This is a genomic window from Mucilaginibacter sp. 3215, from assembly GCF_050433785.1.
Lineage (GTDB): Bacteria > Bacteroidota > Bacteroidia > Sphingobacteriales > Sphingobacteriaceae > Mucilaginibacter.
This window is the reverse complement of record NZ_JBNPWO010000026.1, coordinates 1-26,985: the sequence shown is the minus strand read 5'-3', so window position 1 is coordinate 26,985 and position 26,985 is coordinate 1. Positions and strand designations below refer to the sequence as shown.

Below are 26,985 nucleotides of genomic sequence, written 5' to 3'. Positions count from 1 at the left end.
CATTGCGAGGAACGAAGCAATCCCCTATTTGAAGGTATGCCCTGCATAGTCCGCGATTGCTTCGTTCCTCGCAATGACGTTTTTTACCCCCTGGTTGTTACGTTTCCATCTCCCTCTCCGTAATACTACTAAACCTCAATACTTTACACTTCATGAAAAAGTTTTACTGTTTAGTACTAATAGTACTGGCCGCTTTTACTGCATGCAAAAAAGGTGAGCTATCATCTGCCGACGGAGAAGATAATGGCTGCATCAGTCGCGTTAAACGAGATTATAGCGACAGCAACAAAGTTGAACTGGCAACCGCTGTTAAACTGCTTCAGAAAAATAACATCTCAACCAGTGGCCTGGTGATCTATCGTGTTATTTTAAACGATAGTATAAGCACCAATGGCCCGCTTAATATCTACCAGCATGTTATAGCTTATGAAGAAAGCAAAGGTTTGCCCATCTTTAATTCGGGAGTAGGCTATCATTTCAGGAACGAGGTTTTTTCAACTACCATTGGCCGACGCTATGGCACACTTAGCCTGAATACTACAGCAACGGCTCCGCTGCCCCAAATACGTAAAATTTTTATTGATGCTTTTAAAAAAGATGGCTATACCATTGATAACCGCGTTAATGAATCATCATGCCTTAATGCGGAGTTCGGGTATTACAACCTAACGCCGGATACGCCCGATCAGCCTCATTTTGCCAAAGTATGGAAGGTTACTTTTATGAATTACGATTATCCGGTGGCCTACATTCAGGATGATAACCGAAAACTATTATACTATTTCAACGGATTATTAACACTGAACAAAACCAATAAAAAATAAAATACCGGTGCAATTGGCATTTCTTTAGCCAACCGCCATTCTACTTTGTCAGTTCAAAAACACAAAATGCAACCTTGTTGCATTTTGTGTTTTTGTCATTTACCTTTATCGGTAATTAACCGCAATATCATATGAAGGATTTTGATGTGATCATCATCGGCGGCAGCAGCGCCGGTTTATCTGCAGGCATGGCTTTGGGCCGTGCCATGCGTAAAGTATTAATTATTGATAGTGGCATGCCCTGCAACCGCCAAACGCCACATTCACACAACTTTTTTACCCGCGATGGCCAAACTCCGCACGAGATTTTGACTATTGCCCGTGAACAAACTTTAAAATACCCAACTATCACGCTGCTCCATAGTGAGGCCACTCAATGTACACCAATAACTAAGGGCTTTGAGGTTAATACAATATCCGGTGAAACATTCAGCGCAAAGAAAATTATCCTTGCTGCCGGTATTAAAGACCAAATGCCCGATATTCCCGGCTTCCCCGAATGCTGGGGAATATCGATTATTCACTGCCCCTATTGCCATGGTTATGAATACGGGTATCAGCCTACAGGTATATTTGCTAATGGCGAAATGGCTTTTGAGCTGGCTAAACTTATTTCAAACTGGACAAAAGATCTCATTCTGTTCACTAACGGAAAATCAACTTTGACCGAAGGTCAGCAATCCATTATCAGTCATAATAATATACAAATTATTGAGGGGGAAATAGCAGCGTTTGATCATCATGACGGCCAGATAACTACCATCCATTTGCAAAACAGCTCCGAAATAAAACTTAAAGCATTATATGCGAGGCTCCCATTTGTGCAACACAGTGATATTGCATTACAATTAGGCTGCTCATTTACCGACCAGGGCCATATTCAGGTTGATGCACAGCAAAAAACAACGTTACCCGGCGTTTACGCCTGCGGTGACAGCGCTTCGGGCATTCGCTCCATAGCCAATGCAGTTAATAGCGGCACAATGGCAGGTGTTATGGCAAATTTGGAATTGATTAATGAGGTTTTCCTGCCGGGAAAGTAGCATCAATTCAATTGCAGTGCAGACTTACTAAGTTTTGAAAACTTAGTAAGTCTGCACCATAGTCATGAAATCCTCAAATCAAGAGAATCAGCGGTTCGCTTCCTATTGCTCCAAGCCTTTTTTAAACGTCACATCATCGGTGTTGATCACTTTAAAGTAGGCGTTATCACCCCATTTAAAGCGGGCCGCCTGGGCTTTGAGGATCGTTTTAATAGGCTCCCAGGAGATCTGTACTTCGTGCGAATCCATTTCTTTAATGGTTTGCGAGGCATACAGTATAAATTTGTCTACCTCGTCATTACTAACAGCATATTGAGTTAAAAACTCAGCTTCAGTCGGGTATTTTTTAAGCAATTGCTGCTGGCGGTCAACAACGTAAGCGGTAAATAATTGCTGCTGGCTCAGGTCCTGGATAAGCGGGGTGAATTTGCTGGTATCCGCCGGTACAAAAACATCGGGCATAATGCCTCCCCCGCTAAAAACTTTGCGGCCGCTTGACGTATGGAATGATGGGGTACCTTTAAAAACACTATCGTTAAGGTTGCTTTGTTCTGAAAAAAGTTCGCCTTTTTGCATACGCTGGGCAAGTTCATTGCGGTAACTGTCAACCCCGTTTTTGTATGATTTCTGGATAGAGCGGCCCGAAGGGGTATAGTACCTGGCCACTGTTAAATTCACTGCCGAACCATCGTCAAAAGCAAACTGCTGCTGTACCAGGCCTTTGCCAAATGATCGCCGACCAACAATAGTAGCCCTGTCAAGGTCCTGCAGGGCCCCTGCTAAAATCTCACTGGCCGAGGCCGAATATTCATCAATAAGCACGGTAAGTTTCCCTTTCTGAAACATGCCCGAATCGGTGGCAAAGTAATCAGTGCGGGGCTCGTGAATACCTTTGGTATAAACTATCAGCCTTCCATCAGTTAAAAACTCATCGGCTAATGAAGTAGCAGCATTAAGGTACCCACCGCCATTGCCTCTCAGGTCGAGCAGCAATTTATTCATACCGTCAACTTTTAGCGCCGTTAAAGCCTTTCGGAAATCGAGGTCGGTAGTGGCCGAAAATTTACTGATCTTGATATAGCCGGTGTTAGCATCGGCCATATAGGCGGCATCAACGCTGCTCAGGTCAACGTGTCCCCGTTTAACCGTAAGTGTTTTTAAATCTTTGCTCAGCGGAGGCACAACACTCAGTTTTATTTCAGCATCTTTTTCGCCCCTGAAAACGCTATTTATCCGGGTGGCTGTTAGCTTACTTCCCGAAAACTTTTTATCGTCAACATTGATCACCTTACTGCCCACCAGTAAGCCTGCTTTTTCGGCCGGACCGCCGGCATAAACCTGCGTAATGATTAGCGTATCACGCAGTAACTGGTATTCGATACCGATACCGTTAAAACCACCGTCTAACCGTTCATTGATGGATTGCGCCTGCTGCTGCGGTAAATAAAGCGAATGCGGATCAAGGTTTTGAAGCAGGTTATTTACCGACACGCCTTCAATACTATCGATATTAACGCTGTCGACATAGTTGCGGTCAACCAGTTGCAACACCTTTGCTATTTTACTATTGCTCACAAAGGAGAAGCCAAGGTTATGCGCGGCAAAATCCTTGTTAAGCACCTGGCCTATCATCACCCCTACCAGCAGCAGGATTATTGTCCGGAAAATTACACCCGCGGTCCTCTTCATAACTTATTACACACAAAGTTAATAATTGCAGGGTCAATAATTTTTACCCGCACCCTTGCATTTGATGATTTTTACCGAATTTTGTTATAAATTATTTGAAAATAGGCAATGGAAACCACTACCGAAAGGGAATCGCACTACAAAAACCTCGAAAAACAGACCGTAAGGGAAATTTTAGAAAACATTAATAACGAGGATAAAACTGTTCCCTTTGCTGTGGAAAAGGCCTTGCCGCAGATAGAAGCATTGGCTACCATCACTGCCGAAAGGATGAAGAACGGCGGACGTTTATTTTACATAGGCGCTGGTACAAGCGGCCGTTTAGGCGTGGTTGATGCGTCAGAATGCCCACCAACTTTCGGTGTTCCGTTTGATATGGTGGTGGGCCTGATAGCAGGCGGCGATGGTGCTATCCGCAAAGCTGTTGAATTTGCAGAAGACGATGCTGTACAGGCCTGGAAAGATTTAGAGGCTTTTGACATTAATGATAAAGACGTGGTTGTTGGCATAGCCGCTTCGGGCACTACGCCATATGTGATCGGTGGCTTGAAAACGGCCAATGAGCACAATATAGTTACCGGCTGCATTGTTTGTAACAGCGGCAGCCCGGTAGCGGCTGTGGCACAGTACCCGGTTGAAGTAGTAACAGGCCCTGAGTTTTTAACAGGGTCAACCCGCATGAAAGCAGGCACGGCGCAAAAATTAGTTTTAAATATGCTGAGCACAAGCGTAATGATCCAGCTTGGCCGCGTAAAAGGGAACAGGATGGTTGATATGCAATTGAGCAACCACAAATTGGTGAACAGGGGCACCCGCATGGTAATGGACGAAACCGGGCTGAACGAAGAAGAAGCAGCCGGGTTACTGAAACAATACGGCAGCGTACGAAGCGCTGTTGATCATTATTTAAAAAAATAAACTGAATTTGAAGATGTGTTGATTTGGAAATTTGAAGATGCTTGTATTCGATAAATTCTCAAATTCAAAAAATTCGGGTTCAGACAATTTGAAATCAAAAACATGCACGATATTGAACCATATTACCGCTGGAGAGACGATTACGTGGCATCAGAAGATGAGTTTTCGCCTTTCTATGCGACAGAATACAGCGAGTTTGAATTTGACAAGCAGGTATACAATTACCTGCTGCACCCGCAATGGGACTCATTCGGCTCCAATACACTTTATTTAAAAGTGCTTTTTGCCGATTATGATAAAGGCTACACTATTATTGAGCTGATAGGTGAATGGAATGACGCCATAAACAACGACATTATGCTGCTGAAGCGTGAGCTGCTCGACCTGATGATAGATAATGGCATCAGCCATTTTATCCTGATCGGCGAAAACGTACTCAACTTTCATTCAAGCGATGATTGCTATTACGAAGAGTGGTTCCAGGACGTGGAAGACGGCTGGATAGCAGGCATCAACTTCCGCGAACACGTGATAGACGAATTTAAACACAGCAATATCGACTATTACATCAATTTTGGCGGCGAACTCGATAGCCTTGGCTGGCGTACCCTGAAACCCATACAGGTTTTCAAAAAGGTTGAAGAGCAGCTGATGAGGAGATTGAATTAGGGGTACAGAGTCAAGAAGCAGGAAGAACAGAAATCAAGACTGCAAGAATCAAGAGACAAGACATTTCGGAAAACTTTCCTGTTTCTTGACTCTTGATTCTTGCAGTCTTGCTTCTTCATGCTGTATTCACCTTTTATTTATATATTCGTACTATAATTTTTAACACAAAATGGAATTTAAAGAATCTAAATACAACTTCGATAATGTAATCGAAGTTAGGGATCAATCAGAAGTTGCTTCACGCAGGTTTATGGCCGGCGTTTTCAGCTGGATGTTCGTTGCACTTGGCGTATCAGCGATAACAGTTTATCTATTTTTGAATATGGGCCTGATCAGTCTGATCGTTGCACCAACAGGCGGTCTTACAGGTTTTGGCTATTTTGCGCTGTTTTCGCCACTGGCGTTTTCATTGGTAATGCAATTTGGCTATAACCGAATCTCTTATCCGGTATTGGTGCTGCTTTTCGTAGCCTATGCAACGCTTATTGGCATCAGCTTAAGTTTGATATTTCTGATCTACACATCTGCATCAATATTGGGTGTTTTCATTACCGCATCAGTAACTTTCGGTATTATGGGCATTGCCGGTTATACTACCCAGATGGATTTAACAAAGTTTGGTTCAATCATGTACATTCTGTTCATTGGGATCTTTGTAGCTTCATTAGCTAACTTCTTTATGCACAGCGAACAAATGAGTTACATCATCAGCTACATAGGCATAGCTGTATTTACTGGTTTAACTGCCTACTATATGCAAATGTTAAAACGCATTGGAGCAGGTATTGAATACGGTGATGCAAGCTCGAAAAAGCTGGCCCTGATGGGTGCGCTAACATTGTACATCACACTGATCAACCTGTTTTTTATGCTCCTCCGTTTATTCGGCAGAAGAAGATAATCTCATTAAGAAATTCAATCATAAAGCTGCCTCCGCAAAAGGCGGCTTTTTTTGTTTAACAATGTGGCTTAGGCATGATATTTAGCGTATGTTATACACTTGCAAATGATAACTTTATTGCGCAACTTTGCACTGCTTATGGAGAAAGACGGAGGGATTAGACCCTGCGATGTCTTAGCAACCTGTGCTTCACAAGGTGCTACATTCTACCAGGCAGCAATTACGCGCCCGGACAGATAAGCGAAAGTCATAACAACACCCGACTTTTCGAGATAAGCTGTATTTAGATTTGAGATATTAGACGTGAGATTTGAGATAGCTTCGGCTCTTTCAATCGCCTGTTTAATGTCTTTTTATCAGATATATGAGGTGAAAGACATGATGTTTTAGCAAGGTTCTCTCCGCTAAAATCTCACGTCTCAAATCTCATATCTCACATCTCAAAAAATGGACATTAGAAAAGAATTACAGAAACGCATCCTGGTGATTGACGGAGCAATGGGTACCATGATTCAAAGGTACCAGCTTACCGAGAAGGATTTTCGTGGCGAGCGTTTTCGCGATCATCATAGCGACCTGCAGGGCAATAACGACCTGCTCAATATCACGCGCCCTGATATTATCAAAGCCATCCATGCCGAATATCTTGATGCCGGTGCGGATATCATTGAAACTAACACTTTCAGCACACAGGTAATTTCCCTTGCCGATTATCACCTGGAAGAACTGGCCTATGAACTAAGCTACGAAGGTGCACGCATTGCCCGCGAGGTAGCCGACGAATATACCCGGCGCAACCCTGCAAAGCCGCGTTTTGTTGCCGGTGCCATCGGCCCAACCAACCGTACTGCTTCCTTATCGCCAGACGTTAACGACCCCGGATATCGCGCCGTTACCTTTGATGACCTGGCCGAGGCCTACTATGACCAGGTACGCGGTTTGGTTGACGGAGGATCGCACCTGTTGTTGGTTGAAACTATCTTTGATACACTGAATGCAAAAGCAGCCCTCTTCGCCATAAAACGTTATGAGCTGGAATGTAAAGCTGCAGGTAAGGATTTTCCTGCTTTCAGGGATTCGGGCGGTATCATGATCTCAGGTACTATTACCGATGCTTCAGGCCGTACCCTTTCCGGGCAAACTGTCGAAGCTTTCTGGAACTCGATAAGCCATGCCAACCTGCTATCGGTAGGCCTAAACTGCGCTTTGGGTGCCCGGGAAATGCGCCCGCACCTTGCCGAACTTTCTGAAAAAGCAGGCGTATTTATTTCGGCCTATCCAAACGCCGGCTTACCCAACGAGTTTGGCCAGTACGACGAAACTCCGCATGAAACCGCTCACCAGGTTGATGATTTTATCAAAGCCGGCCTGGTTAATATTGTTGGTGGCTGCTGCGGTACCACACCCGAGCATATTAAGTGCATTGCCGATAAGGCTGCCAAATATCCGCCCCGCCCTATCCCTCAAATTGAGCCGGATATGCGCCTGAGCGGCCTGGAAGCGGTCACCATTAAACCCGAAAGCATTTTTGTAAACGTGGGCGAACGCACCAACATTACCGGTTCCCCTAAGTTTTCCAAATTGATCCTTGCCGAAGATTATGAGGCAGCTCTAAGTGTTGCCCTGCAACAGGTGGAAGGCGGCGCGCAGGTCATCGATATTAACATGGATGAGGGAATGATCGATTCGGAAGCGGTGATGGTAAAATTCCTGAACCTGGTTGCTTCCGAGCCTGATATTGCCAAACTGCCTATCATGATCGACTCATCCAAATGGACGGTGATTGAGGCTGGTTTAAAATGCGTACAGGGAAAAGGTATCGTGAACTCCATCTCCCTTAAAGAGGGCGAAGAAAAATTTAAGGAACAGGCCAGGAAAATCTTAAGCTATGGTGCTGCCACCGTAGTAATGGCCTTTGACGAAACCGGTCAGGCTGATTCATTGGAACGCCGGATCGAGATCTGTAAACGGTCATACGAGATCCTGGTGAACGAAGTAGGGTTCCCGCCGCAGGATATTATTTTTGACCCTAACATCCTTACCGTAGCCACCGGTTTGGAAGAACACAATAATTACGCTGTCGATTTTATTGAGGCTACCCGCTGGATCAAACAAAACCTGCCGCATGCCAAGGTGAGCGGCGGTGTAAGTAACATTTCGTTCTCGTTCAGGGGTAATAATACAGTGCGCGAGGCTATGCACTCGGCTTTCCTGTACCACGCTATTAAAGCGGGTATGGATATGGGGATCGTAAACGCCGGGATGCTGGAAGTTTATGAAGAGATCCCTAAAAACCTGTTGGAACTGGTAGAAGACGTATTGCTTAACCGCCGCCCGGATGCTACCGAGCGCCTAGTTGAGTTTGCAGATACCATCAAAAGTAAAGGCAAAGAAGTAGTGCGCGACGAAGAATGGCGCAAAGGCACCGTTCAGGAACGCCTCTCCCACTCGCTGGTAAAAGGCATTGTTGAATACCTTGACGACGATGTGGAGGAAGCCCGCCAGGCCTACAGCAAACCACTTGAGGTTATTGAAGGTCCGTTGATGGATGGTATGAACATCGTAGGCGACTTGTTCGGTGCCGGCAAGATGTTTTTACCACAAGTGGTAAAATCAGCCCGTGTAATGAAAAAGGCGGTGGCTTACCTGCTACCTTTTATCGAAGAAGAAAAAAAGAACAACGTAAATGCCGATCAGCGTGCCAACGCCGGTAAGGTGTTAATGGCCACCGTAAAAGGCGACGTACATGATATTGGTAAAAATATAGTTGGTGTGGTATTAGCCTGTAATAACTTCGAGGTGATAGACCTTGGGGTGATGGTGCCCGCGCAACGCATTATTGAAGAGGCTAAAAAGCAAAACGTTGATATCATTGGCTTAAGCGGATTAATCACCCCATCGCTTGATGAAATGGTGCATTTTGCTAAGGAAATGGAACGCGAAGGTTTTACCATTCCGCTAATCATTGGTGGTGCTACAACGTCGCGCATTCACGCTGCCGTAAAAGTGGCGCCGCAATACTCCGGGGCTGCCATTCACGTTTTGGATGCTTCGCGCAGCGTTACCGTTTGCAGCAATCTAATGAGCAAGGACAACCGGGATGCCTATATCCAGAGCATTAAAGACGAATACGCCAAAGCCCGCGAGGCACATGCCAATAAAAAATCGGACAAGCGTTTCGTAACAATCGAAGAAGCCCGTGCCGGTAAATTCCAGATTAGCCTGGATGGCGATGTGGCGCCGAAACCCGCATTTACAGGCACCAAAGTATTTGAGAATTTCCCGCTGGAAGAGTTGCTGCCTTATATCGACTGGACGCCATTTTTCCACACCTGGGAACTTCGCGGCAGCTATCCGAAGATCTTTGACGATAAGTTTGTAGGCGTTGAAGCCAAAAAACTATTTGATGATGCGCAGGTATTGATGAAACGTATTGTTGACCAGAAACTGTTCACCGCGAAAGGTGTAATTGGCTTCTGGCCGGCCAATGCCGTAGGTGATGATATCGAATTATATACCGATGAAAGTCGGACAACAGTTTTAAATCGCATCCATACCTTACGCCAGCAGGCCGAAAAGTTGAAGAATGATCCGTATTATGCCTTGTCAGATTTTATCGCACCAAAAGAAAGCGGTGTGCCTGATTACTTCGGCGGCTTCGCCGTAACAACCGGTTTAGGTTGTGATAAGCTGGTAGCAGAATTTGAGGCCGATCATGACGACTATAACAGCATCATGGCCAAAGCCCTTGCCGACCGCCTTGCCGAAGCCTTCGCCGAAAAAATGCACGAATTGGTGCGTAAAGAACATTGGGGTTATGCCAAAGGCGAGCAATTAAGCAATGTAGAGCTGATTAAAGAGGAATACCAGGGTATTCGTCCCGCACCGGGTTATCCCGCCTGTCCGGACCATACCGAAAAAACTACCCTGTTCGAATTGCTTAAAGCCGAAGATAACGCGAACATGCAGTTAACCGAAAGCCTGGCCATGCTGCCTGCCGCTTCAGTAAGTGGTTTTTACTTTGCGCATCCGCAGGCAAGGTATTTTGGCTTAGGCAAAATCAGTAAGGACCAGGTGGAGGATTACGCGATGAGGAAAAATATGCCGCTTGAGGATGTAGAAAGATGGTTAGGGCCGAATATTAATTATTAGCCCCCCTGCCCCCTAAAGGGGGAGTGAAAGCGAAAATTGAAAAAGCGCGAGAACGTGCGATTCCCCTCTTGAGAGGGGTGGAGGGGTGTGTTAACAAAGCGAAAAATAAACGCCGCATAACACACCCCTGCCAACATACAAATCCACCGCGCCCCCTCTCAAGAGGGGAACTCGAATTGTAATTATAAAACTTAAATAAAAAATTCCCCCTTTAGGGGGTTAGGGGGCAAATGAAAATACCTGAACATATAGCAAACGCCAACGGCAAAACACTTTTTTCTTTTGAACTGATCCCGCCTTTAAAGGGGCAGAGCATCCAGGGCATTTATAATGCAATTGACCCGCTGATGGAGTTTAAACCTCCGTTTATTGACGTTACTACCCTGCGCGAAGATTTTATTTACAAGCAGCATCCAAGTGGTCTGCTCGAAAAATTATCGTACCGTAAACGCCCGGGTACCATTGCCATTTGCGCGGCTATCATGAACAGGTACAAGGTTGATACCGTGCCTCACCTGCTTTGCGGCGGTTTTACTAAAGATGAAACTGAAAATGCGCTTATTGAGCTCGAGTTTTTAGGCATCGAAAACGTGCTGGTATTACGTGGTGACGCCCGCCTTGGTGATTCGTCATTTGTACCTACGCCCAACGGCCATTGCTATGCTACCGACTTATTGCAACAGGTGGTAAACCTCAACAATGGCATTTATTTACATGAAGATCATGGCAATACGGCCAAAACAAATTTCTGTGTAGGCGTTGCCGGTTATCCCGAAAAACATTTTGAGGCCCCTAACCTTAAAACCGATTTCAAATATCTGAAACAAAAGGTGGAGATGGGTGCGCAGTTCATTGTAACCCAAATGTTTTTTGATATTGATAAATACAAAGAGTTTGTGAATGGCTGCCGGGCCAATGGCATCAATGTGCCTATTATTCCGGGCCTGAAACCAATCACATCGTCAAAACAACTGGTTACATTATCAAAAACCTTCCATATCGATATCCCCGAGGATCTGAGCGATGCCATCCACGCATGTGCCACCGAAAAGGAAGTAAAAGAAGTAGGCATTGAATGGATGATTAACCAGTGTAAAGAGTTAATTGCCTTTGGAGCACCGGTACTGCACTTTTATACCATGAGCAACGCCGGACCAACTAAACGAATTGCTGAGGCGATATTTTAGCCCTCTCCAATATGTCATTGAACGTAGCGTGGCAACCGCACGGAAGCACAGCCGCCCTGTATAGTGTGCGATTGCCACGTCGTACCTCCTCGCAATGACATGTTTTTTCACAGCGTTTCCCGTATAAACCTTTGCCCTTGTTGTGAATCATAAATTAAAATATTTACTTTTAATTATCAATCTAACACCTGCTTATGGATACTTTTAGTCACATCAAGGCTGTTATCAGCATTACATTGGGCCTTAGTATTACCCACCTGCTTAAAGGTGCAGCCAAACAAATTCAGCATCCCGGCCGGGATAAACCTTATTGGGTGCATAACCTATGGACGCTTTACGTATTTATATTACTGCTGCACTTTTGGTGGTGGGAGATTAGCCTGCATGAAATTAAGCACTGGCTTTTTGCCGAGTACTTTTTCATCATCATCTACATAGTAACTTATTACAGCGTTTGTGCACTGCTGTATCCTGATGATTTGAAAGACTATCAGGGCTACAAAGATTACTTTTACTCACGCCGAAAATGGATCTTCAGCATTTTGGGAGCGAGTTACCTTCTCGATATTATTGATACCGAAATAAAAGGGCCAAGCTATGTGCATCACTACAATATCGAATATCCTATCCGCAACATCAGCCATTTTATATTATGCATGATAGCCATTAAGGTGGAGAACCGAAACTTTCATGCGGCTTTGGTGATCATCTTTATTCTGTACGAGGCTTCGTACATACTGAGGCTATTTTGACGGTTAAAATGAGAGGGCGCCGACATGCAACGGCACCCTCTTCCCCCGTTCACATGCAGGTTACTTGCAAAAGATAACCTGGTTCGTTTTTCCCCAGTCGTTACTTTCGCCGGTGGTTAATTTGCGATAGGTTGTCAGGGTTAGGCTATAGGCGCATGAGGGCCATGCGCTAAAAGGAGGAGTTAAAACAAATGGTGACGGCGAGGCCATGTCAAATTTCTTAGCGTCTCCGCGCGGAGTTGTGCCACTGGGCAAACCGCTGACCGTACCCGTAGCGTTTGACCATACACCCAGCGACCAGCTGGCAATCAGTTCATGATCAACTGTGTAATCGGCATGGGCGGTTCCGCTTACCGGAGTGCAGCCACTGCCCCCGCCGGCAAAAAGTTCTTCCAGCTTCAGCAGGTTTACTTCGTTCCAGTTGTTAACATAGATCTTGCCGATAAGCGATTGCGTATTCAGGTTTGGCGAAGTGGCATTAGCCGGATCGTCAGTAGTTTGAAATTGGATGTATAACATTCTGCCGTTTTTCTGATCTGCCACAGGCACAGCTAAACCAGGCGTTAACCCGGCGCTGGCATCGCCGCCTCCAATAATGGTAGTAGTGTTTAAATAAAACAGCGATCCATAAAAACCATTATCCAATGCAGGCTGATCAACACGTACCCAGCCATTGGCGTCAGGGTGCAGCACATGATCCGGGATCGGATTAGGATAATTATCTGCAGGAACGCTATCGGGCACAGAAGCAGGTTTATTGATATCGATCACTACATCCTGAAAGGCAGTTGTACCATTCCAGGTGATTTGCCGGGTGGCAACTTTTAAGGCTGTAGCTTCCATCTGGGCGGTAGTTACCGGGCTGAAGTTCAAGTTATCGGTAGAAAACAAAAAGCGGTAATAAAGTGGGCTGGCCGGCGCGGTGGGCACTTTCTTGGTGGCGTAGCCCCCCAGCTTAACCGAACCAAAGAAACCGTATCCTGTGCCGCCCGCTCCAAATTTGCTCATAAGGGTTTTACCGCTGCCATCAATATCAGATGTAATGCTGAAATTCCCAACCGCGGTAAACCATGGTATATCGCTGGTAATGATGCCGCCGCCTTTAATGCACAGTTTTACGCAGAAACAGTTGTTGGCATTATGCCTGTCGTTCTGGCGGCCCCGGGTACGGTCTTCGGCCAGCAGTACAGTGCCAGATGAACTTTCAACCCTGAAATAATAGTCCGGACCGGCAGGCCATTCTACATTGAGCCATGGCAATAAGGTTTTCCTAAAATTGTCACCGGGATATACGATAGTGAACTTGCCGTTGTTATCGGTATAGGCGTTACCCAAATAATCGTCTTGCAGCAGGTCTACATCATAGGCAAAAACTTTAACACCGGGAATTGGCTTTTGGGTTTCACAATCGTTTACATAACCGCAAACTACCCAAATGTCCAATAAGGTAAGGATGCGGCAAAACCATTTGGCATCTATTTCATAATCAAATCTTGCGTATTGGACATTTTCCTGGCTGCTTTTATAAATGGGTTGCAGTGTAGTAATGTGGAACTGTAATAGCGGTTCATTTTTAGGCAGCGGAATTTTGAAAGGAACATTGCCGCAGTACCAGTCCACATCAATGCTGCCGCCTTCATAGCCTGATTTGCCGCCGTCAATTTCTATAGTAAAATCGCCGTTTTCCTGCACATCGGCATGGGTGATGAACATCCGTTCCTTGGCTTTCAGTTCATCATCATTTACCTGGTGAAATGTTTGTTTGGGATCGGCTACAGCAAGCCGGGTTTCATTTTGCTGATCGGAAGGGCGATAAACTTTTACCGATGTACCCGCAACGGGCAGTTCGCAGTCTGAACATAATAAACCGCGCAGGTTCCCTTTAATAATGTAGTTCATAAGTTTTTGATTAGTATTTGTACCGGCTTACTCTTTAAACTGGATTTTCAGCATACTCCACCGCAAGCAGGCTGATGTCCAGCTCATTTGCTGAGTCAAAGGTTGGGTAAAACGGCTGCGCAATCAACGTTGCCAGTACGCTATTATAGCCTGTGCTTGTACGTGATATAAAAGCGTATCATCAACATGAGCTAAACGTAGAATTACGTTTTAAGGGAAATTTCGGTATAAAAAAGAAAGCGCCTTTCCGGGCAGGAAAGACGCTTTGCAATCACATTTTAGGTTGTTATTGATACAGATATGTTTCGGTGAGGTGTTGCATAGCTTCCTGAAACAGCAAGAAAGCAGTTTCCTCATCATTTTGGTTTATCGCGTTAAGCGATGTAGCAATATATTTATCGTACAGGCCTTTAAATATCGCCTCTTGGTTTGGTGTTTTATCGATAGCTTCCAGCAGTGATGCCGAAATAGTGTAGTACTTTTCAACTTCCACACCGCTAAACTTTTCGGTCAATATTTTATCGCGAAAAGCGCGAAGTGTATTTAACTGGCCTTCGGCTTCTGTGCCTAACATGGTAGTTGTAATACGGGTAAGGGCGCATGGGTCATTTGAAGTCGTAACAGCGGGACAACCAGCAGTGCCCGGGCAAGGCACAGCTTGCTCCACATACATTCTCATACCATCTGATGGCTGAATAATAAGCTTATAAGGTAGATTTTCTTCCATCAGGTGCCCAAAATGATAAATAAAATCATCACAAGCAGTATTCTTTAAAAATTCGGACAACCGTACCCTACCCATAAATGATCCACGGTTAATTTGGGTATAACCCATAGCCGGATCAAGCTTCTTAAAATTCAATACGTGATTAAACAGTACCTGCCATGTTCTCTCCAATGAAATAACTTCACCAGTGTTAGTCATAAAACCATGCTGGTTGATAATAGAGTTAGGCAAGCTGGCTGTTATTGTGTAATTACAGGGGATCAGTACCAGCATTCTTGATGATGGATCATTGGCATCTTCAAGGCCGTTCATAAACTTGATACCGGATACGTTTTCGCCGCTTAAAACAGTTTCAACAGCTGTGCGGCTAAGCATTACCGACTTAACTTCTGTAGGGAACTTCTGATGAAAATTTTCGGTTAATTCTAAGTAGAAGCTTTCGCTGATGAACTCGCCTACCTGATCAGGGCTGATCTGTGTAATTAGCATTTCTTGTTTCATAAAATCGGGTTTTAGGTTTTTGTGATATTATTACCAAAAGCAATTTAATAAACAATATCCATATTTAGATATTATATTAAAAACTTTTTTGCATCCTGAAAAACAGGATTATTTAAGCACAAAATACCTATATAACCAGCAATTTCATGCCACGTAAGATTACAGTTTCTGATACGTAAAAATACGTATAATACGCGGGTAATAAAACGCATCTAATTTGTAATTCACTAATAACCAACAACATAAAACCAAATCAAAAACCTATCACAACCTATATGGCCGGGGCATCTCATTGAGAGAGATACTTATTAGTATTAGTTTTATACAAAAAAATCCCTACACGCTATTATTTTTATGGAAACACAAGAAAGAAGACCATCATCACCTATCACCGGCAAAGAAGGCGCACCGATTGATATCAACCTGGCCGCCGAATGGACAAAGAATCACAGGCATCGTAATCCAAAAGATATCATATCACAATTTTTCGGACAGGAAATATTAAACACCATATTAAAGCAAGATGGCTGCATGGGCATCCGTATCTATTATGCCAACGATCAAAAACTTAATAGCTGGCAAAAGTTTTGGGTTTCTGTAAGCAATTTCCTTTTATCTGTTATCGCCAATGTTAGCGGGCAGCAGCATTTCATAATCACTGGGGTAACGGCTGATGGAGAGGATCAACTTCCAGGCAATAAATCAGCAGCGGCTAAAGAGTTTGCCAAAGGTGTTCAAACCTTCGCACTCATGACAGCCGAAAATGACAATATTGTTGGTGAACAGGCTATGCCATGCCCTGGAACATCTGGATGCCCACAAAATATACTTACAAACGATTAGATATCTATCCTAAATACCATGGATGTCGCCCTATTATTATCTAAAATATCAGTAATTTCTGGCGTTGTCCCGCTATTGGCCGCTGCCTATAATTACAAGGGGCTGGATAGACTAATGAAAACATTGTCACTATTTTTGCTAATATCAAGTCTTTTTGATTTTGGTCAATGGTTGGCTTTCGCTTTCAAACCATATACAGGACATCCATTAAACACCAATCCATTACTTCATGTTTATGTTACAATTAGCATTATTTTCTTTGGTATTATCTACTATAATTTGTTTAGAAATTCGATACTGAAAATAATAACATTAATATTAGCAGCTTCGACAATTAGTATTGTATTGTATTATGCGAGGCATCCTTTCGATTATCCATCGGTTTCGAATACAACATCAAGTCTTTTACTAATAGTATTATCGCTTATATACTTCTATCAGCTTTTAAATCCACAAACCTTTATTCATATTGAAAAACAAGGTTTATTTTGGTTTAATTCAGGCGTGCTATTTTACTCAGCAGTCAATATCTTTTTATTTATGCTTTTTAGCAAGATACCTGATAAGGATAAAGCAGATTATTATGTTATCTTTAGCATAACTAATATTATTACGAATCTAATATACTCTGTCGCACTGCTTTGCAGGCCACAAAAAAAGGCATAAGCAGGTTTGCATATTATGATCATGTATAACAGCCCTATTTTAGAGATAACCCAAAATGGCTTAATCCCGGTACTCATCATCGGGACACTCGTAGTTGTTATATTGATCGGCTTTTTATTTTTCTTCGTGATTATTTACCAGCGGAGAATGCTTAAAAACCAAGCAGAGCTACGCGCCATGCATGATGCACGTCAAACCGACCTCATGAACGCCGTTTTTGAAACCCAGGAAAGTGAACGCAGACGCCTGGCCGAAGACCTGCACGACAGCGTAGGCCAGGTGCTTTCGGCAATCAAGCTTAACCTGCACCGGCTGGACAAAAATTGCGTGAGCGAGGTAAGCCAGCCCCTGCTGATAGATACTCGCAAACTGGCCGATGAGTGCATCCAGGAGATCAGGAACATTATACAAAATGTGCTGCCCCCTATACTTACCGACTATGGATTGCTGATTGCTGTTGAGGCGCTGTGCACCAAGGTGGAAAACAACACCCATATCAAAGTTAATTTCACTAAAAATTTTGCCGATAAGCGCTTCTCTAATGAAATTGAACTGGCACTGTACCGCATAGCTCAGGAGTTGTTTGGTAATGCTATCAAACACTCGGAAGCTACGGTGATAAACCTTAATATGGCCTTACAAGCCGGTTACCTCATTATGGAGTTTAAGGATAACGGTAAAGGCTTTAATATGGACGATGTTAAGCAGGGTTTCGGTCTTAAAAATTTACAAAGCCGCGTGCAACTCATTAATGGCGAAATAAATACGTACAGCAAACCGCTTAGCGGGGCAATCAGTATCATTAAATTAAAAGTAGCATAGTTAAAATCAATAGTCTATATTTATTGATAATTTGAATCTTGTTAACAACCTATGGGCCCAATTAAATTAGGTATAGTAGACGACCATAAAATTTTCAGAAATGGTTTAAAAGCTACCCTTGAGGATTGCGGAGGTTTTGAGCTGGTACTCGAAGCTTCGAACGGCAAAGAGCTGATAGGCTTATTGACCGACAAAACCCCCGATGTTATATTGATGGATATTAAAATGCCCGAAATGGACGGCATCCAAACCGCCACCTATGTCCATCAGCATTTTAAGGACATTAAGATCCTGGCATTATCCATGTTTAATGAAGACAAATACATTGTGGATATGATGAAAGCCGGCGCATCGGGCTACCTGCTTAAAAATGCCGAACCGGAAGAGATCATCGAGGCTGTATCAACCGTTTATAACAAAGGTTTTTATTTTAATGAACATCTCTCTATAACGCTCATCAAACAGCTGGTAGGTAACGACCACGCCGATAATATCCCCAATAACAAAACCGACCTTAACGAGCGCGAAATTGAAGTGCTTAAACTGGTTTGCCAAGAATGCTCCAACCAGGAGATAGCAGATAAAATTTTCCTGAGTGTGCGCACTGTTGAAGGTTACCGCGCAAGGCTGTTTGAAAAAACCGGATCGAAAAATTTAGTAGGGTTGGTTATTTACGCTATTAAACGCGGCATTATTAGTGTAAATTAGTCGTCAGTCCTAAGTTTTAAGCCTTAAGTCATTAATTATAAGTAAGAAGTACAAGGCCTGACCGACTTCTGACTAAAGACTTCCGGCTTAATACTTAATTACGCTGATAGCTTTTTATCGCCGGCCAGGTTGCGCATAAACCTTTTGCGGTAATTAAGCGGGCTCAGGTTCATTTTAGCTTTAAACATTTTATAAAAGTGCGATACATCGCCAAAGCCGCTCTCATAGGAGATCTCTGAAATAGGCTTATCTGTTTGCACCAGTTGCTGTATGGCATAATTAAGGCGGTACTCAATTATAGTTTCCATGAATGTTTTGCGGGTAACTTTTTTAAAGTATTTGCAAAAAGCATTCGGGGTCATATTGGCAATACCGGCCGCTTTATCTAATGATACGTGGTTTCTGAAATTTTCAACCAGGTAAGCAAATACCGGGTTAATACGCTCACGCTCGGTATTTGAGCGCTCGCCAATAATGCGGTTCTGATCGAGCAGCACGTACTCTTCTGATGAAGCCATACGGTGCAGGATCTCGAGCAAACCTATCAGCATCCTGAAATTGCTTTTCTCTTCAACCAGGCTAAGCAGCAGTTTGTTAACCTCGGCACGCGTTTCGCCATAAAATGACACCCCGCAACCGCTTTGCTGAAAAAGTTTTTTGATGAGCTGAAGCTCAAATTTGTTAAAAAACTCTTCGCCCAAAAAAGCATCATTAAATTGGATCACCACCGCGCTTGCCTCGCGAAGCACTGTTTCATTGGGTTCAAGTTTCCAGCAATGCGGCAGATTGGAACCAAGCAACACCAGATCGCCGGACGCAAAATCTTCCATGTGGCTGCCAACATAGCGTTTGCCGGTGCCGCTGATAATACATGTCAATTCATATTCTTCGTGAAAATGGTAGGGGGCATCAAATGCCAGCTTATCAAATTTCCGCACAAGAAATGACTGTGTATTTGTAGGCTGAAGAACTTCGTACGACGCTTTTATCATTGCATATTTTAACGTAAATAAAATTCTAATTCAAATTACGGATAAAATCATCCATAAATGTACCATTCATTTCATTTTTTTTCAACTAAAGTTAACCTTACTTTGAAATATAAACCTAAAAACTATGGATACACAGATCGCTCATTTACCGTCACTTGATAATTTTATAAAACTATCCAACCACAATATTAATGAATTTCGAGAAAAAGGCCATACCCTTGTACACGAAGTGCTTACAAAAGATGAAATTGCTGCCTATCGCCCCGTAATTGTTGGCGCGGCCGACAGGTACAACACCGAAAAGCGCAAACTGGACGAACGCGACACTTACGGAAAAGCCTTTTTGCAGATCATGAACCTTTGGCAGGTTGATGAAGATGTTAAAACGTTTGTAATGGCCAAACGCCTGGCCAAAATTGCCGCCGACCTGATGGGAGTTGAAAATGTACGCATTTATCATGACCAGGCGCTATTTAAAGAGCCCGGCGGCGGCCCTACCCCATGGCACCAGGACCAGTACTACTGGCCTATCGATACCAACAACACGGTAACCCTTTGGATGCCCCTGGTTGATATTGATGTAAACATGGGTATGCTGACCTTTGCCTCGGGCTCATACGTTAATGGCGCTGTATTTAACCATGAAATTTCTGACGAATCGGAATCAGCATTTGACGAGTATGTGAAAGAGAAAGGATTTGAAATAACCCGTGCCCAAACCATGAAGGCGGGCGACGCAACCTGGCACCGGGGCTTCACCATTCACAATGCTCCCGGCAACAACTCAGATAAAATGCGTGAGATCATGACTATCATTTATGTAGCCGATGGCGCCCGCGTCACCCCTTACAAAAACGAATGGCAAAAAAATGATCATCAAAAATGGCTTATGGGTAAGCCTATCGGCGGGCTGATTGATTCGGAGTTGAACCCGAAGGTGCTCTGACCCCCCTCTAAACCTCCCCCAAAGGGGGAGACTTTAAAATAGCTGTTAAAAGCCCTCTCCTTTGGAGAGGGTTGGGTGAGGTTACGCCGCCACCCAAACCGCGTCTATAAACCATTTTTTGGTATCAAAAAACTGGCCTACCGGCTGAAAGCCCGTGTTTATGGCTATCTGATCGGTTTGCATAAGGGTGAACTTTTGGGAGATCTCCATATAGATGTATTCATCCTTCTTGAAATCTATTTTTTCGTTGCCGATGCTTACCTGCTGATCTTGCAAACTAATGAGGTAGCTTTTGCAGGCTCCGGTTTCGGGATCGTAGGTTGGATAATGTTCAAACTTGCTTATATCAAAATTAGCATGCAGCTCGCGGTTAATGCGGCGTAACAGGTTGAGATTAAACTCGCGGGTAATACCATCTTTGTCATTATAAGCCGCAAGGATAACCCTGGGGTCCTTCTTCAGGTCCATACCAATTAACACCATATCCCCTTCTGATAGGTTATTCCTTAGCTCACGGCAAAACTCTATGGCCCCATCAAGTGGCATATTGCCAATGTTTGAACCTAAAAACAGCACCACTTTACGCCTTGGCGAAATAGCGGCGGCCTTTTTCAGCATCTCAAAATATTCGCCATTTAGTCCGGTGATCTTTAAGCCGGGCAAAGTTACGGGCAGGGTTATATTGAGATATGATATTACATTATCTGAGATATCAATAGGCAAATAGGTAAAATCAGCCTTTTTATCCAGCAGATATTTAAGCAGGTAAGAGGATTTTGTGGCATCACCAGCACCAAGTTCTATCAGGTCAAAAGCATCTCCATCGGCAATTAGCGCATCGCAGATTTCAGCGGTTTTTTCTGAAAAGATCTCCAGTTCGCAGTTAGTCGGATAGTATTCAGGGCAGTTCATGAGCTCCTGGAACAGCTTATCGCCATTGGCATCATAAAAATACTTTGAATTGAGGTGCTTTGGCTCCGATTGCAGCCCAGCAATAACATCGGCATAAAACTGCCTGTTTTCGGCGCTTATGTCACAATTTACGGCTGTGGGTGTAAAGGCTTGGTTCATAGATGTGGTGGTGTTTTTGTGTCAATTTACCTCGCAAGTCTTATGCCAGTAAATTGCCATCGTAAATTTGTCTGAAAAAAATTGCGATATGTTGCACGACTATGACCCGGAGGTGTAACTTCTGACGCGCCGCGCAGCACTTTCTGATTAACCATAAACTTGCCATTGTATTCGCCTATGGCACCCGGCGCCTTGGCAAAACCCGGGTAAGGAAGGTAGGAACTTTCTGTCCACTCCCAGCGGCGACCCCAGTTAAATTTCGACGATGCCGCTTCCCATTCAAACTCCGTTGGCAATCTCAGTCCTTTCCACGATGCATAAGCGTAAGCTTCAAAATAGCTGATATGTGTAACGGGATCTTTTAAATGCAATGGCTCTAAGCCGTGATAGGTATAATTATGCCATTCATTATCTACCAAATGCCAATACAAAGGCGCTTCTGCTTTATTGGTTTTCACCCAATCCCAGCCTTCGGCATGCCAGTGCCGGAAATCATGATAACCGCCGCTGTTAATAAATTCCAGGTATTCGGCATTGTTTACCAGTTTGGAATTTATTTCATAGGCATTGAGGTATACTTTATGGCGGTTGAGTTCATTGTCAAAACAAAAGCCATCGCCGTTAAAGCCTATTTCATAAATGCCTTCATCCATGCTGATAAAAGCATCATCCTCCCCTTCATCAACATGAGGCGCTGTATAATTTTTATTATAGGCAGGAAACAACGGATTATGGCCCAGTATGAATTTAATATCGGTCATTAAAAGCTCCTGGTGCTGCTCCTCGTGGTTAAAACCGAGGATCAGTAGTTCTTTAACATCGTCACTTACGTCGCCACTTAAAAAGCCTTCCATTGCCTCATCTACGTATTTGCGATATCCATAGATTTCAATAACTGTAGGGCGGCTAAGGTTGCCGCGGTCGGTACGGATTACCCGTGCACCAACAGTTTCATAGTAGCTGTTAAAAACGTAGTTGTAATCAGGGTTATACTCCTGGTAGCCCATAAAGTAAGGCTTGAGGATAAACGTTTCAAAAAACCAGGTAACGTGACCAATGTGCCATTTAGGCGGACTAACGTCCACCACAGGCTGTACCACGTAGTCTTCGGTTTGCAAATACGAGCAAATTTTTTCTGTACGTTGGCGTACCTCTTTGTACCGGGCTATTAAATCCATCGATGTTATTTCTTATCCAAAAACTGTTTTAAGTTTGAAATTGTTTTAATCCCCAATTGCCTGGCCTGCTGTCGCCTCATCATTAAAGCGTAAGCATTGTTAAAACCTATTGGCTTAAGCCATTTTATCTGATATTTACTTTCAAACTGTCGCTGTACGTAATTATATGTGCTATCCCTGTTTATTGTTACCTCATTAACCGTTTTTGGAGATGCCTGTAAAATGGCCAGCAAACCCGTCCCCGTATATTCCGGATAAAAATCTATCTGGTTATTGGTTAGCGCGTCAAAACAAATTTTGGTGCCGCCAAGGCCTGTTTTGGTTGATACATCATGATCTGTATAACCCTTTATCAGCATGCTGTACATATTGGCCAGGATGTATTGTTCACCAAATATCTTTGAACCTATCCGCACTATACCATCGTTCCCGCCCCGTTCCGGCCGCCATAATTTATTGGCAACCAAAAAATCCTTAGCAACACGCTCGGGGCTTTGGTGAAGATAGTCGGTACGGTAATTTAAAACCGTCATGACTGAATCATTTATTTTGCCCGAAAGCAGGTTTAATGTCGGCTCAAGGTCAGGAATTTTTTTCAGGACATCATCGCGCACAATTGGCGCCGCATAGTATGGCGGAAAAATGTGCTTATCATCATCCAGTACAACCAAATCGTAAGCTTTTAGCCTGCCATCTGTTGAATAGCCACTAATTACATCCAGGTGCTTTTCAAATGCAGCCTTATACATTACAGCATCGCTGATCACGATGGTATGGATCTTTAAGCCGTATTTGCTCCGGAGGCCGAGGTCGCCGTCCTGCCTGCCCATAAATTCGGGCGTAAAACCCGCGGTAAGCTTTCCTTTTGATTTTGCCGGGATGATATAGAACAGGCAGAATACTACCAGCAATACCGGGAATACATATAAAAAACGCTTCAACTTTTTAAAGCTGATCTTTTGTATCATCGATAACAGCAAATCAAAAACAACTGCCAGCAGCGCCGAAGGAATTGCTCCCGCCAGGATCATGTTGGTATTATTAAGTGAGATCCCACCGAAAATAAACTCGCCCAAACCACCGGCTGCAATAAGCGAAGCCAGTGTTGCCACGCCCACGTTGATCACCGTAGCCGTGCGGATGCCCGCAAATATTACCGGCATAGCCAGGGGCAATTCTACCTTAAACAGTATTTGCCATTTGCTCATCCCCATAGCAACAGCAGCTTCTTTAACCGACGCATCAACCCCTAAAATGCCCGTGTAGGTGTTGCGGATAATGGGTAGAAGTGCGTATAGCAATAATGCAACAATGGCTGGCTTAGGACCAATCCCTAAAAGCGGGATCATGAAACCAAGCAACGCTATACTGGGAATTGTTTGCAGTACTCCTGCAATACCTAAAACTATGCCTGATAATTGTTTTTTACGAACAATAAGAATGCCCAGCGGCAAGCCAACCAATACAGCTATGCACAACGAAATAAAAGTAAGCCCGATATGCTGCAGGGTTTGCTCCTGCAGCTTGCCCGACTGCTGCTGCATAAACTGCCATAAGGTTTGCTGCTGCTCATTCATGGGCCTGATGGTTTTTATATTGATAAAAGGCCGTCATCAGCTGTTCAAAGCTTACCGTTTTAACCTGGTTTTGATCTTTGCTGATATTAATGGTTTCGCCGTTATTAAATTTAAAACTCTCCAGGGCCTCCCACAGGTTAGTACCAGCATTAAATGACGAGGCTTTTGCTTCTTTGTTCAATTCAGGCAGCGGCTCCCAGAGATCGATCAGCTTAATGGCCTTAAATTCCAGTTGCAGGCGCTGATGTTTCAGAAAATCCTTTACAAAATCGTTAACGGGGTTAAAAAGTAACTGGGCCGGTGTGCCCGACTGTACAATTTTCCCTTTATCCATCAGGCAGATCCTGTCACCCAGTTCAAAAGCTTCCTGCACATCATGCGTTACCATGATAATGGTTTTACGCTTAAGCTCATCAAGGGCTTTAAATTCGGCATGAATCTTTGAGCGGGTAACATTATCCAGCGCGCCAAAAGGCTCGTCCATCAGCAACACCGGCGGGTCCGACACCAATGCCCTTGCCAGGCCGATGCGCTGCTGCTGGCCACCGCTCAGTTCGTTAGGGTAAATATTCAGATACGAAGCGTCGAGGTGGAGTTTTTCCATTAGCTCGGCCGTGCGCTTTTCAGTTTTCTGCTTATCCCATTTTAACAGGTTAGGAACAACCGCTATATTTTCAGCAACCGTATAATGCGGAAACAAGCCGTTATTTTGCAATACATAGCCAATTCCGCGGCGCAAGGTTTCTGGCTGCTGCTCCATGATGTTTTTACCATCAATGTAAATACTGCCTTTGGTTGGCTCAGTAAGCCGGTTGATCATTTTTAGCGTGGTGGTTTTACCGCAGCCGCTGGTACCTAACAAAATGAGGTTCTCCTGCTCCTCTACCTCGAAAGATACCCCATCAACCGCTTTAACTCCGCCAAAATGTTTGCTTACCTTATCAAACTTGATCATGCGCGCTGGTTTAATCCCCAAGGGTCATGAAAAGGTTATTCAGTGATTCGGAATACAACGGGTGGGCAAAAACACAATAGCGGATCCTGTCATAAGTGATCCCACCTTCCATAGCCATTTGCAGCACAGTCATGATTTCTCCGCCCTCGGGGCCAAGTACGGTAGCACCTAAGATCTTTTTTGTATCCGGATCAACAATGGCTTTCATAAAACCACGTGTATCGCCGGTTTCAATAGCACGCGCCACATGGGCCATGGGCAGTTTTGCTACTTTATATTTAATACCCAGCTTTTTTGCCCCCGTTTCATCCAAACCGATCCTGCCCAGTTGCGGATCGGTAAACATGCAATAAGGCACCGGACGATCCTGGATGTTATAATCCGTTTTTTCAAAAAGGTTACGGTAAACAATGGTATAATCGTTGTAGGAAATGTGTGTAAACGCCGGGCCTCCCTTTGCGTCACCAAGTGCATAAACACCAGCGGCTGAGGTTTCCAGCTTATCGTTCACCCTGATATTACCATGCTCATCCGTTTCAATCCCTGCGATGGGCAAATTCAAAGCCCCCGTTTGCGGTTTGCGGCCGATGGCCACCAATACATGGGTGCATTTAATTTTTCGCTCCTCTCCTTTTTGAGCTATCGTCGCTGTTATTTTGCCGCCGGCTTTTTGTTTAAACTTAACAGCCTGAGCATTATTAAGTACCTCGATTTTCTCCAGTTCGAGGATCTTTTGCATCTCTGCCGAAATATCCTCATCCTCATGCGAAACTATCCGCTCCGATTTTTCTAAAATGGTAACCTTGCTGCCAAACCGCCGAAACATTTGCCCAAACTCCAGTCCAATGTAATTTCCGCCAAGCACAAGCAGATGCTCTGGTACTTCTTCCAAATCAAGTATGGTGGTTGAGTTGAGATATTTTATCTCATTCAATCCCTCAATTTCGGGAATCAAAGGCAGCGCGCCGGGGTTTAAAAAGATAAGATTGGCAGTAATCGTTTGCTTTTTACCGCTATTAAGCTTAACCTCAACCGTTTTTTCGCCGGTAAAAGTCGCCTCGCCCAACACCACATCAAGGTTTTGTGTTTTTTCGGCAGATTTTAGTCCGCCATTACGCGAGCGTAATACGATATCGTCTTTACGCTTTTTTATGGCGGCAAGATCCACCGAAAACTTTTTTACCGGCACGCCCAATTCATAACTTTTACCGGCCATGTAAGCCGCCTTTGCCGAAGCAACCATGGTTTTAGTAGGCGTACAGCCATCGTTAACGCAAGTACCGCCATAAAATCGTTTCTCAATTATAACAGTCTTTTTTCCGGCATTAGCCAATTTTTTGGCTAATGGGGCGCCGGCCTGACCGGCGCCTATAACAATGGCATCGTATGTTTTCATAGCTTTATTCGGTAATTTTCACGCCCTTCCAAAACGCCACATAGTTGGTAATGTTTTTTGCGGCATCCTTTGGTTCAGGATAATACCAGGCAGCATCCTGATTTTCTTTGCCGTCTACTTCGAGGGAATAATATGATGCCAGTCCCTTCCACGGGCAGGTTGTATGCACGTCGGACGGTTTAAGGTACTCGGCCTTAACACTTTCTTTAGGGAAATAATGATTATTTTCAACAACAATAGTGTCATTGCTTTCGGCAATGACCTGGTTATTCCAGATAGCTTTCATAAAAAGATGATTGATTTATGGAATAAAGATAGCTTTAACCCGGCAAAGTTTGCAAGTCCCATCTTAATTTTTTATTTTATTTAATTGATATACAATAACTTTCATCAACGATTTGGATTTTTTTTATTGTTTATTTTAATTTTATTATTTAAACTCTATCTTTGCAATCCCAAATCAAGGGAAACAATAAAAAGGCCCGTTCGTCTAGGGGTTAGGACAGGAGATTTTCATTCTTCAAACAGGGGTTCGATTCCCCTACGGGCTACCACAAGACACGAAACCT

General features: G+C 44.0%; 23 protein-coding genes, 1 tRNA gene and 1 riboswitch. Of the genes, 14 read left to right on the top strand and 10 right to left on the bottom strand.

The window, feature by feature from the left end; translation table 11 throughout:
* The first annotated feature begins 152 nt into the window (after positions 1-152).
* Positions 153-824 carry a hypothetical protein gene (locus tag ABIC84_RS25650; RefSeq protein WP_429265418.1) on the top strand — a complete coding sequence of 224 codons (672 nt, stop codon included), beginning with the start codon at positions 153-155 and terminating at the stop codon, positions 822-824.
* Between the two features lie 131 nt (positions 825-955).
* Entirely contained in the window at positions 956-1,867 is a 912-nt protein-coding gene (locus tag ABIC84_RS25645) for an NAD(P)/FAD-dependent oxidoreductase (protein ID WP_429265417.1), read from the top strand.
* A gap of 102 nt (positions 1,868-1,969) precedes the next feature.
* Here the strand turns inward: ABIC84_RS25645 and ABIC84_RS25640 are convergent, their stop codons facing one another.
* Complete coding sequence (locus ABIC84_RS25640) at positions 1,970-3,556, bottom strand: S41 family peptidase (protein ID WP_429265416.1); 1,587 nt, start codon at positions 3,554-3,556, stop codon at positions 1,970-1,972.
* Positions 3,557-3,664: 108 nt separating this feature from the next.
* Here ABIC84_RS25640 and murQ point away from each other — a divergent pair, with 108 nt between their 5' ends.
* The 6 genes from murQ to ABIC84_RS25610 all read left to right on the top strand — a co-directional run bounded on the left by murQ (position 3,665) and on the right by ABIC84_RS25610 (position 12,135).
* On the top strand, positions 3,665-4,474 hold the full coding sequence (murQ, locus tag ABIC84_RS25635; RefSeq protein WP_429265415.1) for an N-acetylmuramic acid 6-phosphate etherase: 810 nt from the start codon (positions 3,665-3,667) through the stop codon (positions 4,472-4,474).
* Positions 4,475-4,576: 102 nt separating this feature from the next.
* Positions 4,577-5,143, top strand: a complete 567-nt coding sequence (locus ABIC84_RS25630) for a hypothetical protein (RefSeq protein ID WP_176626583.1) — start codon at positions 4,577-4,579, stop codon at positions 5,141-5,143.
* A 169-nt stretch (positions 5,144-5,312) separates the two neighbouring features.
* Complete coding sequence (locus ABIC84_RS25625) at positions 5,313-6,044, top strand: Bax inhibitor-1/YccA family protein (protein WP_176626581.1); 732 nt, start codon at positions 5,313-5,315, stop codon at positions 6,042-6,044.
* Between the two features lie 133 nt (positions 6,045-6,177).
* Positions 6,178-6,287: riboswitch (SAM riboswitch) on the top strand.
* Positions 6,288-6,491: 204 nt separating this feature from the next.
* Complete coding sequence (metH, locus tag ABIC84_RS25620; RefSeq protein ID WP_429265414.1) at positions 6,492-10,196, top strand: methionine synthase; 3,705 nt, start codon at positions 6,492-6,494, stop codon at positions 10,194-10,196.
* 230 nt (positions 10,197-10,426) lie between these two features.
* Positions 10,427-11,383: a methylenetetrahydrofolate reductase gene (locus ABIC84_RS25615; protein WP_426582916.1), complete on the top strand. Its 957-nt coding sequence runs from the start codon at positions 10,427-10,429 to the stop codon at positions 11,381-11,383.
* A gap of 194 nt (positions 11,384-11,577) precedes the next feature.
* Entirely contained in the window at positions 11,578-12,135 is a 558-nt protein-coding gene (locus ABIC84_RS25610) for a hypothetical protein (RefSeq protein WP_110584101.1), read from the top strand.
* A gap of 60 nt (positions 12,136-12,195) precedes the next feature.
* Here the strand turns inward: ABIC84_RS25610 and ABIC84_RS25605 are convergent, their stop codons facing one another.
* Complete coding sequence (locus tag ABIC84_RS25605; RefSeq protein WP_426582918.1) at positions 12,196-14,034, bottom strand: hypothetical protein; 1,839 nt, start codon at positions 14,032-14,034, stop codon at positions 12,196-12,198.
* A 286-nt stretch (positions 14,035-14,320) separates the two neighbouring features.
* The gene (locus tag ABIC84_RS25600) at positions 14,321-15,262 is read right to left on the bottom strand and encodes a hypothetical protein (RefSeq protein WP_426582920.1); all 942 of its coding nucleotides are present in this window, start codon (positions 15,260-15,262) and stop codon (positions 14,321-14,323) included.
* Between the two features lie 354 nt (positions 15,263-15,616).
* On the opposite strand from ABIC84_RS25600, the gene ABIC84_RS25595 reads away from it, so the two are divergent.
* Genes ABIC84_RS25595 through ABIC84_RS25580 form a run of 4 tightly spaced genes read left to right on the top strand, consistent with a single transcriptional unit; the run spans position 15,617 to position 18,301 of the window.
* Positions 15,617-16,105, top strand: coding sequence for a hypothetical protein (locus ABIC84_RS25595; RefSeq protein WP_426582922.1), 489 nt, complete (start codon positions 15,617-15,619; stop codon positions 16,103-16,105).
* 18 nt (positions 16,106-16,123) lie between these two features.
* Positions 16,124-16,771, top strand: coding sequence for a hypothetical protein (locus ABIC84_RS25590; protein ID WP_426582924.1), 648 nt, complete (start codon positions 16,124-16,126; stop codon positions 16,769-16,771).
* Positions 16,772-16,786: 15 nt separating this feature from the next.
* Positions 16,787-17,593, top strand: coding sequence for a sensor histidine kinase (locus ABIC84_RS25585; RefSeq protein ID WP_426582926.1), 807 nt, complete (start codon positions 16,787-16,789; stop codon positions 17,591-17,593).
* Positions 17,594-17,644: 51 nt separating this feature from the next.
* On the top strand, positions 17,645-18,301 hold the full coding sequence (locus ABIC84_RS25580) for a response regulator transcription factor (RefSeq protein ID WP_090533679.1): 657 nt from the start codon (positions 17,645-17,647) through the stop codon (positions 18,299-18,301).
* Between the two features lie 98 nt (positions 18,302-18,399).
* On the opposite strand, the gene ABIC84_RS25575 is transcribed toward ABIC84_RS25580, so the two are convergent.
* Positions 18,400-19,293 (bottom strand): AraC family transcriptional regulator, encoded by an 894-nt coding sequence (locus ABIC84_RS25575; protein WP_373615734.1) that lies wholly within the window; start codon positions 19,291-19,293, stop codon positions 18,400-18,402.
* Positions 19,294-19,417: 124 nt separating this feature from the next.
* Between ABIC84_RS25575 and ABIC84_RS25570 the strand changes: the two genes are divergently transcribed.
* A complete protein-coding gene (locus ABIC84_RS25570; RefSeq protein ID WP_426582928.1) occupies positions 19,418-20,239 on the top strand; it encodes a phytanoyl-CoA dioxygenase family protein in 822 nt (273 codons plus the stop codon).
* Positions 20,240-20,320: 81 nt separating this feature from the next.
* Here ABIC84_RS25570 and ABIC84_RS25565 read toward each other — a convergent pair whose 3' ends face one another.
* The 6 genes from ABIC84_RS25565 to ABIC84_RS25540 are packed head-to-tail and all read right to left on the bottom strand — an operon-like array spanning position 20,321 to position 26,702.
* The gene (locus ABIC84_RS25565; protein ID WP_426582930.1) at positions 20,321-21,310 is read right to left on the bottom strand and encodes an L-histidine N(alpha)-methyltransferase; all 990 of its coding nucleotides are present in this window, start codon (positions 21,308-21,310) and stop codon (positions 20,321-20,323) included.
* Between the two features lie 26 nt (positions 21,311-21,336).
* Entirely contained in the window at positions 21,337-22,488 is a 1,152-nt protein-coding gene (gene egtB, locus ABIC84_RS25560) for an ergothioneine biosynthesis protein EgtB (RefSeq protein WP_429265413.1), read from the bottom strand.
* 5 nt (positions 22,489-22,493) lie between these two features.
* On the bottom strand, positions 22,494-24,065 hold the full coding sequence (locus ABIC84_RS25555; protein WP_429265412.1) for an ABC transporter permease/substrate-binding protein: 1,572 nt from the start codon (positions 24,063-24,065) through the stop codon (positions 22,494-22,496).
* Positions 24,058-25,020, bottom strand: a complete 963-nt coding sequence (locus ABIC84_RS25550) for an ABC transporter ATP-binding protein (protein ID WP_429265411.1) — start codon at positions 25,018-25,020, stop codon at positions 24,058-24,060. The genes ABIC84_RS25555 and ABIC84_RS25550 overlap by 8 nt, the downstream gene beginning before the upstream one ends.
* A 10-nt stretch (positions 25,021-25,030) precedes the next feature.
* Positions 25,031-26,416 (bottom strand): mercuric reductase, encoded by a 1,386-nt coding sequence (locus ABIC84_RS25545; RefSeq protein WP_429265410.1) that lies wholly within the window; start codon positions 26,414-26,416, stop codon positions 25,031-25,033.
* 4 nt (positions 26,417-26,420) lie between these two features.
* Entirely contained in the window at positions 26,421-26,702 is a 282-nt protein-coding gene (locus ABIC84_RS25540; protein WP_091173371.1) for a DUF427 domain-containing protein, read from the bottom strand.
* Between the two features lie 193 nt (positions 26,703-26,895).
* Here ABIC84_RS25540 and ABIC84_RS25535 point away from each other — a divergent pair.
* Positions 26,896-26,970, top strand: a tRNA-Glu gene (locus ABIC84_RS25535).
* Positions 26,971-26,985: the final 15 nt, after the last annotated feature.